The sequence below is a fragment of the Micromonospora sp. BL4 genome, from assembly GCF_003667505.1.
Taxonomy (GTDB): domain Bacteria; phylum Actinomycetota; class Actinomycetes; order Mycobacteriales; family Micromonosporaceae; genus Micromonospora.
The window spans coordinates 1-14,076 of sequence record NZ_RCVJ01000226.1 but is presented as its reverse complement, the minus strand read 5'-3'; the positions used below and the strand labels follow the sequence as shown (position 1 = coordinate 14,076).

At 74.4% G+C, this 14,076-nt stretch carries 13 protein-coding genes; 4 read left to right on the top strand and 9 right to left on the bottom strand.

Translation table 11 applies throughout. The features are described 5' to 3' along the window. Positions 1–132 precede the first annotated feature (132 nt). From EAD89_RS28360 to EAD89_RS28350, 3 genes are all read right to left on the bottom strand, one after another. Complete coding sequence (locus tag EAD89_RS28360; protein WP_121677842.1) at positions 133–1,080, bottom strand: carbohydrate kinase; 948 nt, start codon at positions 1,078–1,080, stop codon at positions 133–135. Beyond that, the gene (locus tag EAD89_RS28355) at positions 1,077–2,342 is read right to left on the bottom strand and encodes an AGE family epimerase/isomerase (protein ID WP_121677841.1); all 1,266 of its coding nucleotides are present in this window, start codon (positions 2,340–2,342) and stop codon (positions 1,077–1,079) included. Before EAD89_RS28355 ends, EAD89_RS28360 begins: the two co-directional genes overlap by 4 nt. 387 nt (positions 2,343–2,729) lie before the next feature. After that, positions 2,730–3,611: a fructosamine kinase family protein gene (locus EAD89_RS28350; protein WP_121677840.1), complete on the bottom strand. Its 882-nt coding sequence runs from the start codon at positions 3,609–3,611 to the stop codon at positions 2,730–2,732. Between the two features lie 86 nt (positions 3,612–3,697). Between EAD89_RS28350 and EAD89_RS28345 the strand changes: the two genes are divergently transcribed. Continuing rightward, positions 3,698–4,564, top strand: coding sequence for an aminoglycoside phosphotransferase family protein (locus EAD89_RS28345; protein ID WP_121677839.1), 867 nt, complete (start codon positions 3,698–3,700; stop codon positions 4,562–4,564). Positions 4,565–4,610: 46 nt separating this feature from the next. Here the strand turns inward: EAD89_RS28345 and EAD89_RS28340 are convergent, their stop codons facing one another. Next, positions 4,611–5,420, bottom strand: a complete 810-nt coding sequence (locus tag EAD89_RS28340) for an Fpg/Nei family DNA glycosylase (protein ID WP_121677838.1) — start codon at positions 5,418–5,420, stop codon at positions 4,611–4,613. A gap of 59 nt (positions 5,421–5,479) precedes the next feature. Further along, entirely contained in the window at positions 5,480–5,611 is a 132-nt protein-coding gene (locus tag EAD89_RS31265; RefSeq protein WP_255421291.1) for a hypothetical protein, read from the bottom strand. A gap of 153 nt (positions 5,612–5,764) precedes the next feature. On the opposite strand from EAD89_RS31265, the gene EAD89_RS28335 reads away from it, so the two are divergent. From EAD89_RS28335 to rocD, 3 genes are all read left to right on the top strand, one after another. Beyond that, positions 5,765–6,625, top strand: coding sequence for a DMT family transporter (locus EAD89_RS28335; RefSeq protein WP_233579221.1), 861 nt, complete (start codon positions 5,765–5,767; stop codon positions 6,623–6,625). A 351-nt stretch (positions 6,626–6,976) separates the two neighbouring features. Beyond that, on the top strand, positions 6,977–7,792 hold the full coding sequence (gene ddaH, locus EAD89_RS28330) for a dimethylargininase (protein ID WP_199723515.1): 816 nt from the start codon (positions 6,977–6,979) through the stop codon (positions 7,790–7,792). Beyond that, positions 7,792–9,006, top strand: a complete 1,215-nt coding sequence (gene rocD, locus EAD89_RS28325; protein WP_199733670.1) for an ornithine--oxo-acid transaminase — start codon at positions 7,792–7,794, stop codon at positions 9,004–9,006. Before ddaH ends, rocD begins: the two co-directional genes overlap by 1 nt. Before the next feature lie 52 nt (positions 9,007–9,058). Here rocD and EAD89_RS28320 read toward each other — a convergent pair whose 3' ends face one another. The 4 genes from EAD89_RS28320 to EAD89_RS28305 all read right to left on the bottom strand — a co-directional run. Continuing rightward, positions 9,059–10,213: an FHA domain-containing protein gene (locus tag EAD89_RS28320; RefSeq protein ID WP_121677836.1), complete on the bottom strand. Its 1,155-nt coding sequence runs from the start codon at positions 10,211–10,213 to the stop codon at positions 9,059–9,061. Continuing rightward, complete coding sequence (locus EAD89_RS28315; RefSeq protein ID WP_121677835.1) at positions 10,210–10,503, bottom strand: 4a-hydroxytetrahydrobiopterin dehydratase; 294 nt, start codon at positions 10,501–10,503, stop codon at positions 10,210–10,212. The genes EAD89_RS28320 and EAD89_RS28315 overlap by 4 nt, the downstream gene beginning before the upstream one ends. A 164-nt stretch (positions 10,504–10,667) precedes the next feature. Continuing rightward, complete coding sequence (locus EAD89_RS28310) at positions 10,668–11,720, bottom strand: acyl-CoA desaturase (RefSeq protein ID WP_121677834.1); 1,053 nt, start codon at positions 11,718–11,720, stop codon at positions 10,668–10,670. 135 nt (positions 11,721–11,855) lie between these two features. Next, positions 11,856–14,076 (bottom strand): SCO7613 C-terminal domain-containing membrane protein (locus EAD89_RS28305; protein WP_368666380.1); only part of this gene is annotated, 2,221 nt, incomplete at its 5' end.

Below are 14,076 nucleotides of genomic sequence, written 5' to 3'. Positions count from 1 at the left end.
GCTGAAAACACCGCCCCCCGAGCAGCCCTGCACACCCCCGCACCGCGTCGATTATGGAGTTGTGGTGCCTCGCGTATGCCGCGAAGTGTGGTCGAACGCCCACCACAACTCCATGATCGACCCCTTCGGCGGTCACGCGTGGAGCAGGGCGTCCACCTCGGCACGGCGCGGCGGGTCCGCGCCGCGACGGGCGCAGGTCAGCGCGGCCACCAGGGCGGCCTGCCGGGACACCATGGCCCACTGCGCGGTGGTCAGCGCCGCGAGCCGGTCGGCCGGTCGGTCACCGAGGGCGTCGAGGTCGGCCAGGGCGGCCAGCAGTCCACCGGTGAACGCGTCGCCGGCGCCGACGGTGTCGACCACCGTGGTGGGCACCGCCGGCTCCTGGTGCATCGACCCGTCCGGGGCGAGCAGCCAGGCGCCGTCCGCGCCCCGGGTGACCACCGCGCAGCTCACCCCGGCCTCGCGCCACTCGGCCATCACGTCGGACACCGTCCGATCCGGGTAGAGCCAGGAGAGGTCCTCGTCGCTGGCCTTGACCAGGTGCGCGAGGCTCACCTGACGCCGTACCCTCGCCTGCTCCGCCGCCCGGTCCGTGACGATGCTCGGACGCAGGTTGAGGTCGATCGAGACGGTGAGCCCGTCCCGGCGGCGTTCGCGGGCCAGCAGGTCCTCCAGGACCGCCGCGCCCGGCGCCAGCGCGAGCGCGAGCGACCCGGTGTGCAGGGCGGTCGTCGACGTTCCGGCCAGCTCGGGCAGCTCCTGCGGTGTCCACTGCCAGTCCGCCGTGCCGGCCAGCCGGAACTCGTAGCTGGCCTGCCCGGTGGCGTTCAGGGTGGCCACCGCCACCGAGGTGGGCTGCTCGGCGCGGACCGCCCAGTCCAGGTCGACCCGGTTGGCGCTCAGGTGCTCGGCGAGCTGCCGGCCGTAGTCGTCGGCCCCGAGCCGGGCCAGCAGTCGTACCGGCTGGTCGAGCCGGGCCAGGGTGACCGCCACGTTGGCCGGCGAGCCACCCGGCACCGCCCGCTGCCCGGCGGCGGTGACCACCAGGTCGATCAGCGCCTCACCCGCGACGACGATCACGCGGTCACCTCGCCCGGTGCGAGCGGGCCCGGGCCGCCGAGCCCGGTGGCCGAGCGGGACAGCAGCACCGCCTGGTACGCGTGGTAGACGTCCGGCCGGCCGTGCCAGACCGTGTCGGAGGGCTCGTTCCGCGGGTCCAGCTCGTGCCGCCAGCCGGTGTCGTCGACGAGGTTGCGACGGGCGTACGCCCAGAAGACCCGGTACCAGTCGGCGTAGACCGCGTCGCCGGTGCGCCGGTGCAGGGTGATCGCCGCACCGATCGCCTCGGCGAGCACCCAGTGCATCCGGGACCGGACCACGGGCCGGTCGTCCCAGTCGATCGTGTAGACGAAGCCGTCCGCGCCGTCGACCGCCCAACCACGCCGGACCGAGGCGGCGAACAGGGCACGGGCGTCGTCGAGCAGCCAGCGCGGCGGCTCCGGCAGGACCGCCTCCAACTCCAGCAGCAGCCGGGCCCACTCCAGCCAGTGCCCGATCGTCGAGCCGTACGGCCGGAACGGGTCGGCCGGCCGGTCCCGGTTGTAGTCGGGGAGCGGTGTCCAGTCGGCGGTGAAGTGCTCGGGCAGTCGCCAGTCGTGCCGGGCGGCCTCACCGTGCACGAGGTGGGTGGCGATCCGCAGCGCCCGGTCGGCCCAGCTCGCGTCGCCGGTCGCGGCGGTGGCGGCGAGGAACGCCTCGACCATGTGCATGCTGCTGTTGGCGCCCCGGTAGTCCTCGGTGACCGTCCAGTCCCGGTTCCACGACTCGCGGACCGCGCCGGCGTCGGCGTCCCAGAACCGGTCCCGCACGACGGTCAGCGCGTCGGCGAGCAACCGGTCCGCGCCGGGCCGTCCGGCGCGCGCGGCGCTGGACGCGGCGAGCAGCACGAACGCGTGGTCGTAGCCGGCCTTGCGGTCGTCGAGGGGCGCCCCCTGCTGGTCCACCGCGCTGAACCAGCCGCCGTACCGGTCGTCGCGCAGCAGCGTGCTGAGCGCGGCGACACCGTGGTCGACCAGGGCCGCGGCGTCCGGGTCGCCGTTGCGGTGGGCGAGAGCGGCCACGTGGGTCATCCGGCAGGTGATCCAGGTGTGGACCGCTTCGCCCCGGTCGGGGGTGCGGTCGTCGGTCAGCCACCAGAAGCCGCCCTCCGACCGGACCGCGCGGCGGGCCGTGTCGAGCAGCGTCCGGGTCTGGTCGACGAGGAACTCGTCCAGATCGGGTAGGTCGGGTGACCCGGCGGGAGCGGGGGTCGTTGCGGCGTCGGATCGGGGCACGTCGGTCATCTCAGCTGGTCACCGTCGGGTAGGGAAGGGACATACGGCCAGGATCGGCGGACGGACCGGGTCCGCGCCGGGAAATCGTCAACGGGCGGGCCGGACGCACCGGACACGAGGCGAAGAAAATCATGTGTACGTTTCCTCCCCTTTGCCCGTTGACATCGTTGTCACCGATCAACCCTGCTCCGGCAGCCGGTCGACTGTCAATTCCGGCTCCGTCACACCCGCGCCAGGCGGCCACGTCAGCGCCGACCACGTCGATGCCGCCCTTGACGGCGAGACGGATGAGCCCGCCAGGCCGCCGGGTCGCCGGGTCGCCGGGCCGCCAGGTCGCCGGGCCGCCGGGTCGCCGGGTCGCCGGGTCGCCGGGTCGCCGGGTCGCCGGGTCGCCGGTCAGGTTCGGGTCCGGAACGGGGCAAGAGTGGCACGGATCTGGTCGGCCGCGCCCCAGTCGTCGTCGAACTGAGCCAGCACGGCGAGGTGTTGTCGCAGCTGGACGATCGGCATGCGGTCCCGCCAGCCGCCATCAACGGAGGTCAGCTCCGCATAGACCTCGAAGAACCGTTGCGCCTCGGGCGGAGGCGAGGTCGACCACACATGGGCGAGGTCGACCTCGGCCCACATGTAGGACACCGCCGGGTCGATCAGCGCGGGCCGGCCATCCGAAGTGGCCAGCACGTTCTGTGCCCACAGGTCGCCGTGCGTCAGGCAGGCCGGCCGGTCGGGCAGCAGGTCGGGCAGCCGGTGACAGAGCCGCTCCAGCGCCGCCCGATCTTCGCGGTCGAGTGCCGCCTCGACGCGGGGCTGCCCGAGCCACCGCAGCAGCCGGTGTTCCGCGAAGAACGCGAAGCCGTCGTCATCCCAATTGTTGATCTGCCGACAGCGGCCCAGCCAGTTGTCGCGGTGCCATCCGAAGCGCGGATGGGTCGTACTCAGGTGCAGGCTGGCGAGCATGTGCGCGAACTGCTCCCAGAAGGTCCGGCTACGTGGCCTCGGCCGCAGTACCGACAACACCAGCAGTTCGCGGCCCGCCAGGATCACCTCGGGCGTCGCCACGCCGCCGAGCTCGCGCAGGGCGGACAGCCCTTCGGCCTCCGCGAAGAAGACGTCGTCGGCCGGCGCGTCGGCGAAGCCCTTGACGAACACCGACGGCGCGTCCCGGCGGGTGGCGATGCCGGCGAGCGCCGCGACCCCACCCGTCGCCGGCTCGACCGTGGCGACATCGCGCATTCCGGCCCGGAGCAGACACTCCCGCAGGAACGTTGCCGGGTCCATCACGACAGACTCCCCCTCATCCGGTGCTTGCTCAAGGTTCGAGAACCCGGCCAGCTGAGATCCGCGCGGACCGGCAGGATGGTCGGATGGATCTGCCCGAAGGGCTCGACTGGGTACGCGGGTCACCGGCCGGTCGCGACTGGCTGGCCATCCTCCCGACGTGGCTGGCGGAGTGCACCGAACGGTGGTCCCTACGGCTCGGGCCACCCTTCGAGTACGCGTACGCCTCCCTGGCGCTCCCCGTCGACCTGCCGGACGGCACGGCGGCGGTGCTGAAGCTCCAGTACCCGGACGACGACAGCCGGCACGAGGCCGACGCGCTGGCCCACTGGGACGGCGACGGGGCGATCCGCCTTCTCGCACACGACCGGCAACGCCGCGCCCTGCTGGTGGAACGCTGCCAACCCGGCACCGCCCTGCACGAGCTGCCGATGGACCGGGCGCTGGACGCGGTGACCGCTCTGCTGCCCCGGCTCTGGCGACCCACCGGCGCGCCGTTCACCCCGTTGGCCGAGGAGGCCGCCGGCTGGATCGACCGGATGCCCGGCAACTGGGAACGGGCCGGCCGACCGTACGAGCGGCGACTGCTCGACGCGGCACTCGACCTGCTCGCCGGCCTGGCGGCCAGCCAGGGCGAACAGGTGCTGGTCAACCAGGACCTGCACGCCGGCAACGTGCTCGCCGCCGACCGGGAACCATGGCTGGCGATCGACCCGAAGCCGCTGACCGGCGAGCGGGAGTTCTCCGTCGTGCCGATGGTGCGAGGCCGGGAGTTGGGCCACTCACCGGCCGCCGTCCGGCACCGGCTGGACCGGCTCAGCACCGAGCTGGGACTGGACGCCGAGCGCGTCCGGGGTTGGACGATCGGGCACACGCTGGCCTGGAGCATCGCCGACGACGTCGTCCTTCCGCACCAGGTCGAGGTGGTCCGCTGGCTGCTCGGAGGCGACTGACCGCCCGAGCCGTCCACGATCCGGCGCACGGCACGGTCGCGCCCGCTCAGCCGGCCTGGCAGGTACGGCACCAGTAGAGGTTGCGGCCGGCCAGCTCGCCCCGGCTGACCTCGGTGCCGCAGACGTGGCAGGGTGCGCCGGGGCGGCGGTAGACGTACACCTCGCCGCCGTGCCGGTCCACCCGGGGCGGACGGCCCATCGCCTCCGGCAGGTGCACGTCGCGCACGGTGTCGATCCGGCCGTGCTCGACGGCGAGTCGCATCAGCCCGACCAGGTCGGCCCAGAGCGTGTCCCAGTCGGCCCTGGTCAACTGTCGACCCGGCATCGTCGGCGGCAGCCCGGCCCGGAAGAGCGCCTCGGTCACGAAGATCAGACCGGTGCCGGCCACCACCGACTGGTCCAGCAGCAGCGCGGCGAGGGGTGTCGCACTGCGGGAGATCCGGGCGTACGCCCGCTGCGGGTCGGCGTCGGCGCGCAGCGGGTCCGGCCCGAGGCGGTCCCGCAGGGCGGCCACCTCGGGCGGGGTGATCAGCTCGCAGGCGGTTGGCCCGCGCAGGTCCAGCCAGTGCCGGTCGCTGGCCAGTCGCAGCCGCACCTGACCGATCGGCTCCGGCGGCTCCCCCGACCCGTCGCTGAACTTCCCGTACAGCCCGAGGTGCACGTGCAGCGTCAACTCGCCGGCGTAGTGGTGCAGCAGGTGCTTGCCGTACGCCTCGGTGCTCTCCAGCACTGTCCCGGAGAGCCGCGCGGCGCCCTCGGCGAAGCGGCCCTGCGGGCTGGCGGCGTGCACCTTGTCCCCGGCGAACACCTCGGCGTGCCGGGCCGCCAGGCGGTGGATCGTGTGTCCCTCTGGCACGGCTGCCAAGGATAGTCAGCCCCGCCGGGGCGGGTCATCAGCGCCGCCCGGGCCGGTGATCAGCGCCGGCCGGGCCGGCGATCAGCGCCGGCCGGGCCGGCGATCAGCGCCGCCGGGCGGGTGATCAGCGCCGCCGAGGCGTTGATCGACTCGGGTTTGCGGAAACCGGGGTGTCCGGGTGAGCGGGACACCCCGACGTGCAGGAAACCGAGTGGATCAAGGCCGGTTCGGGCGGCCGTACCCAGGATTGGTGTCAGGAAACGCCCAGGTGGGTAGTTCAGGGCGGTACCGCGTGGGTGCCACCCGTTACGTCGGCCACCACGCATTTCATCAGGAGGTGTGTAGTGGTCAGGATTCCTTCGCTGTCCCGCCGGTCCGAGCCGGCACCGACGCGGGACGAGAACCTCGACGGCCGCGTGGACGGCCGTGACGCCCCGGTCACCGAGCCGGGCCGCTCCGACGACGGCGTCGGCAGCCCGGTGGTCACCGACCGGGACGCAGACCAGACGACGTACCGCAGCGCAGGCGCGACCGGCGACCAGCCCAGCCCGACCGGCGGCCAGGTCGGCGAGGCCGAGCGGCGGGCCAGCGAGCGGGCGGCGGTGGCCCGAGCCGCCACCGGCCGACCGACGGACACCGAACCGCGGACCGGCAGCACGCGGCAGCCGGCGGACACCGAACCGCGGACCGGCACCGCCCGGCCGCCGGCGGACACCGACGCCCGGACCGGCACCACGCCGACGACGGTAGGCACCCCGCAGCGGGACGCCGACCTCGACACCACCCGGCGGCACGACACCACCGACCGGGTCACCACCGAACGCCCGGTCGACCCGACCCCGGACCGGACCGCGCCGGAGCCGCCGGTGACGCGCGGCCCGAAGCCGCGGGCCAGCCTGCTCGCCACCCTCGGCCTGATCGTGGCGGTCGTCGGCGCGCTCTTCGTGCTGACCGGCACCCTGGCCGGGTACGGCATCGGGCTCGGCGCCCTCGGCGCGGTGCTCGCGGTGCTCGGCCTGATCGCCACCCGCCGCCGGCACATCGCCGGCAAGACCGACGCGCTGTTCGGCGTGCTGATCGGGCTGGCCGCGGTGGTGCTCGGCGTGCTGGCGATGACCGGTCAGTTCGACTGGCCGACCACCGACGGCGACTGGGTGCAGCGGTTCCGCGAGTGGCTCGACTCACAGTTTGTCGATCGCTTCTAGCGGGCACTGTCCCGCTCGCCGGTGATGAACCGGCGAAAGCCGGCGGTTCGCCGGTAGCCCGAACTCTCCGGTGGTTCACCGGCCGGGCGACACCCTTTCAGGGGCGGCGGTTCGCCGCCCCTGAAGTGTTTCCGGGGCCCGGTTCGCCGGGCCCCGAGGCGTTTCCAGGGTCCGTCGGGCCATCCACGCAACGAATCGCAGCGGCGGACCGGCCAGACGCAACGAATGTCCGGTCCGCGCAAGCCTCGGTGGTGGATCCTGCCGCTGACGCCGCATAACGTTGAGCAACGGCGCCAGCCCGTGGGCCACGGTGGCCGGGCGCGCCCGACCCCTGGGAGCACCACAATGACGATGGACGCCACCAGCCAGCGCCTGTTGATGTGCCGGCCGACGTACTTCGCCGTCGACTACGCGATCAACCCCTGGATGGACCCGAGCGCGCCGGTCGACGCCGCGCTGGCCGTCCGGCAGTGGGAGCAGCTGCGCCAGACGTACCGCGACCTGGGCCACACCGTCGAGGAGATCACTCCGGTGCCCGGCCTGCCCGACATGGTCTTCGCCGCCAACGGCGGCACCGTGATCGACGGCAAGGCGATGGCCGTGCAGTTCCGCGACCCGCAGCGCGCCGACGAGGCGCCGGCGTACCGGGCCTGGTTCGAGGCCGCCGGCTTCGAGATGTACGACCCGAAGCACGTCAACGAGGGCGAGGGCGACGTCCTGCTGGCCGGCGACCACCTGCTGGCCGGCACCGGCTTCCGCACCGCGCACGCCTCGCACGCCCAGTTGCAGGAGGTCTTCGGCTACCCGGTGATCACCATGCAGCTGGTCGACCCGCGCTTCTACCACCTGGACACCGCGCTGACCGTGCTCGACGAGCGGACCGTGGCGTACCTGCCCGAGGCGTTCTCCCCCGGCAGCCAGGCCGTGCTGCGCCGGCTCTTCCCCGACGCGGTGCACGCCACCATGGCCGACGCCGAGGTGCTGGGGCTGAACGCGGTCAGCGACGGGCGGCACGTGGTGCTGCCCGCGCAGGCCACCGACCTGGCCGCCAAGCTGCGCGACCGGGGCTACGAGACCATCGGCGTCGACCTGTCCGAGCTGCGCAAGGCCGGCGGCGGACCGAAGTGTTGCACGCTGCGACTCCGTCAGGGAAAGGCAAGCAAGTGATCGTGGATGACATCCTGCGGACGCCGGGAGCGGTCCGGGACGCCGAGCGCTGGACAGCGCACAACTACCACCCGCTGCCGGTGGTGATCTCGTCCGCGGAGGGCGCCTGGCTCACCGACGTGGACGGCCGCCGCTACCTGGACTGCCTGGCCGGCTACTCGGCGCTCAACTTCGGCCACCGGCACCCGCAGCTGATCGCCGCCGCGCACGCGCAACTGGACCGGCTCACGCTGACCAGCCGAGCCTTCATCCACGACCAGTTCGCCGACTTCTGCCGGGAGCTGGCCGAGCTGTGCGGCAAGGACCTGGTGCTGCCGATGAACACCGGCGCCGAGGCGGTGGAGACCGGGATCAAGGTGGCCCGCAAGTGGGGCTACCAGGTCAAGGGCGTGCCCGCCGGTCAGGCCAACATCGTGGTGGCCGAGGGCAACTTCCACGGCCGGACCACCACCATCGTCAGCTTCTCCACCGACGAGGACGCCCGCGCCGACTTCGGGCCGTACACCCCGGGCTTCACCGTGGTTCCGTACGGCGATCTGGAGGCGCTGACCGCCGCCATCGACGAGAACACCGTGGCCGTGCTGCTGGAGCCGATCCAGGGCGAGCAGGGCGTCGTGGTGCCGCCGGAGGGCTACCTGCCGGGCGTGCGCGAGGTGTGCACCGAGCGCAACGTGCTCTTCATCGCCGACGAGATCCAGTCCGGCCTGGGGCGTACCGGTGCGACCTTCGCCTGTGACCACGAGGGCGTCGTGCCGGACATGTACCTGCTGGGCAAGGCGCTCGGCGGCGGCATCGTGCCGGTCTCCGCGGTGGCCGCGAACGCCGACGTGCTCGGCGTGCTCAAGCCCGGCCAGCACGGCTCCACCTTCGGTGGCAACCCGCTGGCCTGCGCGGTGGCGATCGAGGTCGTCCGGCTGCTGGCCACCGGCGAGTTCCAGCGCCGCTCGGCCGAGCTGGGCGAGCGGCTGCGGGCCGGCCTGGAGGGGCTGGTCGGCAAGGGCCTGGTTGCGGTGCGCGTCCGCGGTCTGTGGGCCGGTCTGGACATCGACCCGGCGCTGATGAGCGGGCGGGAGGCGTGTGAGCGGCTCGCCGAGCGCGGCGTGCTTGCCAAGGACACGCACGGCTCCACCATCCGGCTCGCCCCGCCGCTGGTGATCACCGAGGAGGAGATCGACCTGGCGGTGGCCCGGCTCGCCGAGGTGCTGGCCAGCTGACCCGCAACGTGTGAAAGGCGGGCGCCGGATTTCCGGCGCCCGCCTTCTCGCGTCAGGGACGGGGCAGGCGCATCGCCATCGTCGGGGCTTCGGCCATCACCGAGGTGGGGGTGAACGGGGCGCCGGTCGGCAACTCCTCCGCGCGGCCGATCTGCACCCCGGGGTAGAGCTCCACCATGTCGTTCTCGCCCAACACCCGGGACTGCTGCGGCGCCAGGGGGATCCGGTCCGACTCGGCCATCGAACCGGCCGGTCGGATGCCGGAGCCGTTGGTGCTCACGTCGGTCACGATGATCTCGCCGACCCGCAGCTCGAAGTGGACGTGACCCCGACTGATCCACCGCCGGGCCTCGTCGTTCAGCCACTGCCCGAGCATGATCCCGCCGTCCTGCTCGGGCGCACGGCCGGCCACCACCGGCTGGTCCTCGGTCAGCACGAAGCGCCGCCGGACCAGGCCGCCGACCCGCACCGCGAGCACCTCGCTGCGTGGCCGGGGACCGCCGTCACCGAGGCGTACGCCGTGCCGGGGGCAGGTCGGTACGCCGCCGCGCAGCGCGGGCGGCGGCTGCCCGGCCGGGCTGCGGTCCGCCCCTCCGGCCAGGTCGGCGAAGGCGCCGCCCCCACCACCGCTGCCGAACAGGGCGCAGCCCGACTCCGGGCAGCGCCACTGGCGGGCCAGCAGCTTGGCCCCGGTCGGCGAGCGCTTGCCCGCGACCGGCGCGTGCCCGCCGCCGACGTGCGCGATGAACGCCGGTCCGCCGGCGCCCGGCACCGGGGCGAGCACCCGACCGGGCTGCTCGACCAGCCACGGGAACCGCCCACGCAGCCCGTCGAAGCGGACCCGGGTGAGCACCGGCAGCCCGAGCAGGTCGGCGACCTCCAGCATCCGGTCGCCCGGGTTGTCGAGCACCTCGACGAGCCCGTCGTCGGCCCAGCGGCGGACCACCATCCGTTCGTTGGAGGTGAGGTCGGCGTCCGAGAGCAGGGCCCGGTGCACCACCGCGTACACCTGGACGCTGTCCTCCTCCAACTCGCGGGAGAGCGCGTCGATGACCATGCCGAGCCGCAGCAGGCTGGCCGGCCGGCCGCCGTCGAGGTCCTGGTAGCGGATCACCTCCGCCAGGTCGAGCACCGCCCGGGCCAGCGACGGGTCCGTGCAGACACGGCCCTCGATGGCGTCCAGCACCTTGCTGATCTCGAATCTCATGCCGCACTCCGGACGATGTCGTCGATCCGCCCGGCCAGCTCGATGTCGCGGTGGGTGACCCCACCGGCCGAGTGCGTGACGCAGCGGAAGGTCAGGGTCCGCCATCGGATGTCGATGTCGGGATGGTGGTCGAGCTCCTCGGCCACCGTCGCCACCCGGTCCACCACGGCGATGGCCGCCGGGAAGCTGGACAGCTCCACCGTGCGGGTGATCCCGGTGCCGTCACCGGACCAGCCCGTCAGCCCGCCCAGGTCTTCTCGCACCGCTTCCGCGGTGAGCAGGTCTGCCATGCGCCGACCCTACCGGGGCCGGCGAGCGGCATCGACCAGCGGTGGCGGGGTGTCGGTCGGCCCGGCACGGCGAAGCGGGGGCGGTGCCCACGGCACCACCCCCGCCACGTACGTCCTCAGCCGCGCCCCGGCCATCGTGCTCAGCCGCGCAGCGGCCTACGTGCTCAGCCGCGCAGCGGCCGACCAACCTCGTGCAGGTGGCCGAGCGCCTGCCGGTACGACTCGACCAGACCGGTCTCGGCGTACGGGATGCCCTGCTCGACGCAGTAGGCGCGGACGATCGGCTGCGCCCGGCGCAGGTTGGCCCGGGGCATGTTCGGGAACAGGTGGTGCTCGATCTGGTAGTTGAGCCCACCGAGCGCGGTGTCCACGATCCGGCTGCCCCGCACGTTGCGGGAGGTCAGCACCTGCTTGCGCAGGAAGTCCAGCTCGTCCTCGGCGGTCGGCATCGGCATGCCCTTGTGGTTCGGCGCGAACGCGCAGCCCATGTAGAGGCCCCACAGCGCCTGGTGCACGGTGGCGAAGAGCAGCGCCTTACCCGGCGACATGACCGCCAGCAGCAGCGCCACGTAACCGGCGGTGTGCGCGACAAGCAGGCCCGCCTCGACCGCCCGGTGCCGCATCGGCGTGGTGTACCGGCCGTCCGGTTCCCGGCCGACGATCGCCCGGATGCTCGCCACGTGCAGGTTCAGCCCCTCGAGCAGGAGCATCGGGAAGAAGAAGTACGCCTGCCGCCTGGCCATCCAGCGGCCGAACCCCCGGGTCTCCAGCGCCTGCTCCGGCGTCCACACCAGGGCTCCCGCGCCGACGTCCGGGTCCTCGTCCTCGTGGTTCGGGTTGGCGTGGTGCCGGTTGTGCTTGTCGACCCACCAGCCGTAGCTGAGTCCCACCGCCAGGTTGCCGGCGAACAGCCCCACCAGCTCGCTGGGACCGCGTCGGCGGAACATCTGGCGGTGCCCGGCGTCGTGACCGAGGAACGCGACCTGGGTCGTGGCCACCGCCATCACGGCCGCCAGCGGCAGCTGCCACCAGGAGTCGCCGACGAGGAACACGGCGACCCAGCCGGCCACGAAGGCGCCGAGGGTGAGCAGGATGCGGGCGACGTACCAGCCGGGACGCCGCTCCAGCAGGCCCGCCTGGCTGATCCTCCGGGACAACTGTGCGTAGTCACTGCCTCGCCGTCGTACCGGCGGTTCCGCCACCGCTCCGAGCGCCATGGACTGCTCCCGTTCCCGCTCACGCCCGTACCGGGGTGGCCCGGGCTCGCTGTCAACTCTCCCGGTATGGGTTGCTTTGAGTAACCCTGACAACCCCCGAATGGGGGGTAGGGCGAGCCCTACCCCCGGTTCGGCTCAGCCCAGTCGGGCCACCACGTCGCGCAGCCGGGCCAGGTCGCGCCGCCGCCGTTCGTAGCTCGCGGCGAGCCCGATCAACGCCAGCCCGCCGACGCCCAGGTAGATCCACCGGGGCAGCAGGTCCCAGCCACGGGCCAGCTCGTGCAACGCCAGTGCCGCCAGCACCCCGCCGCCGAGCAGCACCGGCGCCTGCCAGCGGCGGGCGGCGCCGGCCAGCACCGCGCCCAGCGCCGCCGCGCCGAGCAGCAGCCGCCGCCACGGCTGCGGGTCCGGCCCGGCCAGCACCGAGAGCAGGCTCGGCAGCAACGCCGCGACCAGCCCCGGGCCGAGCGCCGGCCAGCTGGTCAGATCGGGCCGGGTGCGCAGTGCCAGCAGGCCCGCGCCGAGGGCGAGCGCCGCGGCCGGGAGGGTGTACGCCTCCAGCACGGTCACCCCGCCGGCTGCCAGCAGCACCCACGCCGCCAGCAGTTCGCTGCCGCAGGCGATGGCGGCGAACGTCCACCGCGAGGCGACGGGCTCGCCCCGGCGCAGCAGCCGCAGCGCGACGGCCACACCCCAGAGCACGCAGATGGTCGCGATGTGCCGCGCCACCTCGACGGCGAGCAGCACCGCCACCAGCGCCACCGCCTGCGCGGCACCGTCCAGCACCCGCCCGACCCGGGCCCGCGCCGACGAACTCCCTCGGGCAGCCTCCGGCGGGCTGATCACGGCGGCGACCGCCAGGACCAGAGCGGCCACCGCCAGCAGCGGGTACGCGGCCGCCCGGAGCGGCAGGCCTCCGGCGAGCGGAGCGGTCACCGCCAGCGCCGACGCCGCTCCCACCGCGGCGAGGCAACCGGCGACGCGCACCTCGACGGTCCGCGCCCCGACGGCGACGACCACCGCCGCCACCAGCAGCGCGCTCTCGGCGGCGAGGGTGCCGGCCCGGGTGGCCAGCAGGCCAATGACGCCGGCCGCGGTCAGCACCACCCCCACCGGCACGGCGATCGGCGCGAGCGCCGGACGGGGTGCGGCCAGCGCGGCGAGCACCAGCGCGGCCGCCCCGGCGAGCAGGACGGCGGCCGGCAGCACCGGCCAAGGAGCGCCGACCGCGACGAGCAGCACCGGCAGCGCGGCCGCGCCGAACGGCAGCGCGCGCAGCAGCGGCGGGCGGACTCCCCGAACCGCCAGCACGGCGGCCACCGCCAGCACGACCAGCGCCAGCGCGGCGGGGAGCGCCGTCGGGTCGGCGACGACCGTGGGAACTCCCGACCAGACCGGGCCCCGGCTGCCGTACGGGGCGGTGAGCGTGGTGAGCAGCGCCGGCAGGGCGGCCAGCACCGCGACCGCCACCAGCACGACGCCGGCCACCGCCAGCAGGCCCGACCGACCGGTCAGCGGGGACGCCCCGACCGCCGAACTTCCCGACTCGCGGTCGCCGACTGCCGACGCCCCCGGGGTGGCCTGCTCCGCCGACCCGTCCGGCTGGCCGGCGACCGCCGGCAGGTCCCAGCGGGCGACGAGCGCGACGCCCAGAGCCGCCAGCGCGGCGTACGGCGCGAGGGGCTCGTTCCCCGCCACGACCAGCGGCGCCAGCCCGGGCACGCTCACCGCGACCGCGGCGCCGCTCACCGCGTACCCGATCAGCTCCACCCGGTGGCGACGCGTCGCGAGCAGCGCGACCAGCGCCAGCGCGGCGGCGGCCAGCGCGGCCCGGGCCTGCCACCAGGGCGGCGCGCCAGCGGCGAACAGCGCCACCGCGGCGACCCCGGGCAGCGCGACCTGCGCGGCCAGCAGACCCGTACCGGCCACCCATCGGTACGGGCCGGCGGCCCGCCGCGCGGCCAGCGCCACTCCGAGGACGGTGATCGTTCCGAGCGCCACCAGGGCGCCGATCGGAGCGGCCAGGGCCACCAGCAGGCCGTGCCCGAGCAGGACGGCGCCGCCGAGCGCCCCGGTGAGCAGCGTGGTCGGCCGCAGCGCCGGTCGCGCCAGCACGGCGAGCAGGAGCGCGGCCCCGCCGACCAGGTCCACGGCCACCACGGCCGGCCAGGCGGCCGCCCAGCCGGCGGGCAGGGCGAGCAGCACCGCCACCGCGCCGGCCACGGCGAGCGGCGCCCGCGCCCCCCGGGGCAGCAGCAGCGCCGCCGCGCCGAGCGCCAGCGCCAGGGCGGGCGCCACCTGCCAGCCCCAGTCCAGCTCCGGCCCCGCCCCGGCGCCCTGCCACGCCGGCAGCGAT

Coding starts and splice junctions, on each gene's coding strand:
- EAD89_RS28355 (WP_121677841.1), bottom strand. CDS start 2,342: ATGACCGACGTGCCCCGATCCGACGCCGCAACGACCCCCGCTCCCGCC.
- EAD89_RS28350 (WP_121677840.1), bottom strand. CDS start 3,611: ATGGACCCGGCAACGTTCCTGCGGGAGTGTCTGCTCCGGGCCGGAATG.
- EAD89_RS28345 (WP_121677839.1), top strand. CDS start 3,698: ATGGATCTGCCCGAAGGGCTCGACTGGGTACGCGGGTCACCGGCCGGT.
- ddaH (WP_199723515.1), top strand. CDS start 6,977: ATGGACGCCACCAGCCAGCGCCTGTTGATGTGCCGGCCGACGTACTTC.
- EAD89_RS28320 (WP_121677836.1), bottom strand. CDS start 10,213: ATGAGATTCGAGATCAGCAAGGTGCTGGACGCCATCGAGGGCCGTGTC.
- EAD89_RS28315 (WP_121677835.1), bottom strand. CDS start 10,503: ATGGCAGACCTGCTCACCGCGGAAGCGGTGCGAGAAGACCTGGGCGGG.
- EAD89_RS28310 (WP_121677834.1), bottom strand. CDS start 11,720: ATGGCGCTCGGAGCGGTGGCGGAACCGCCGGTACGACGGCGAGGCAGT.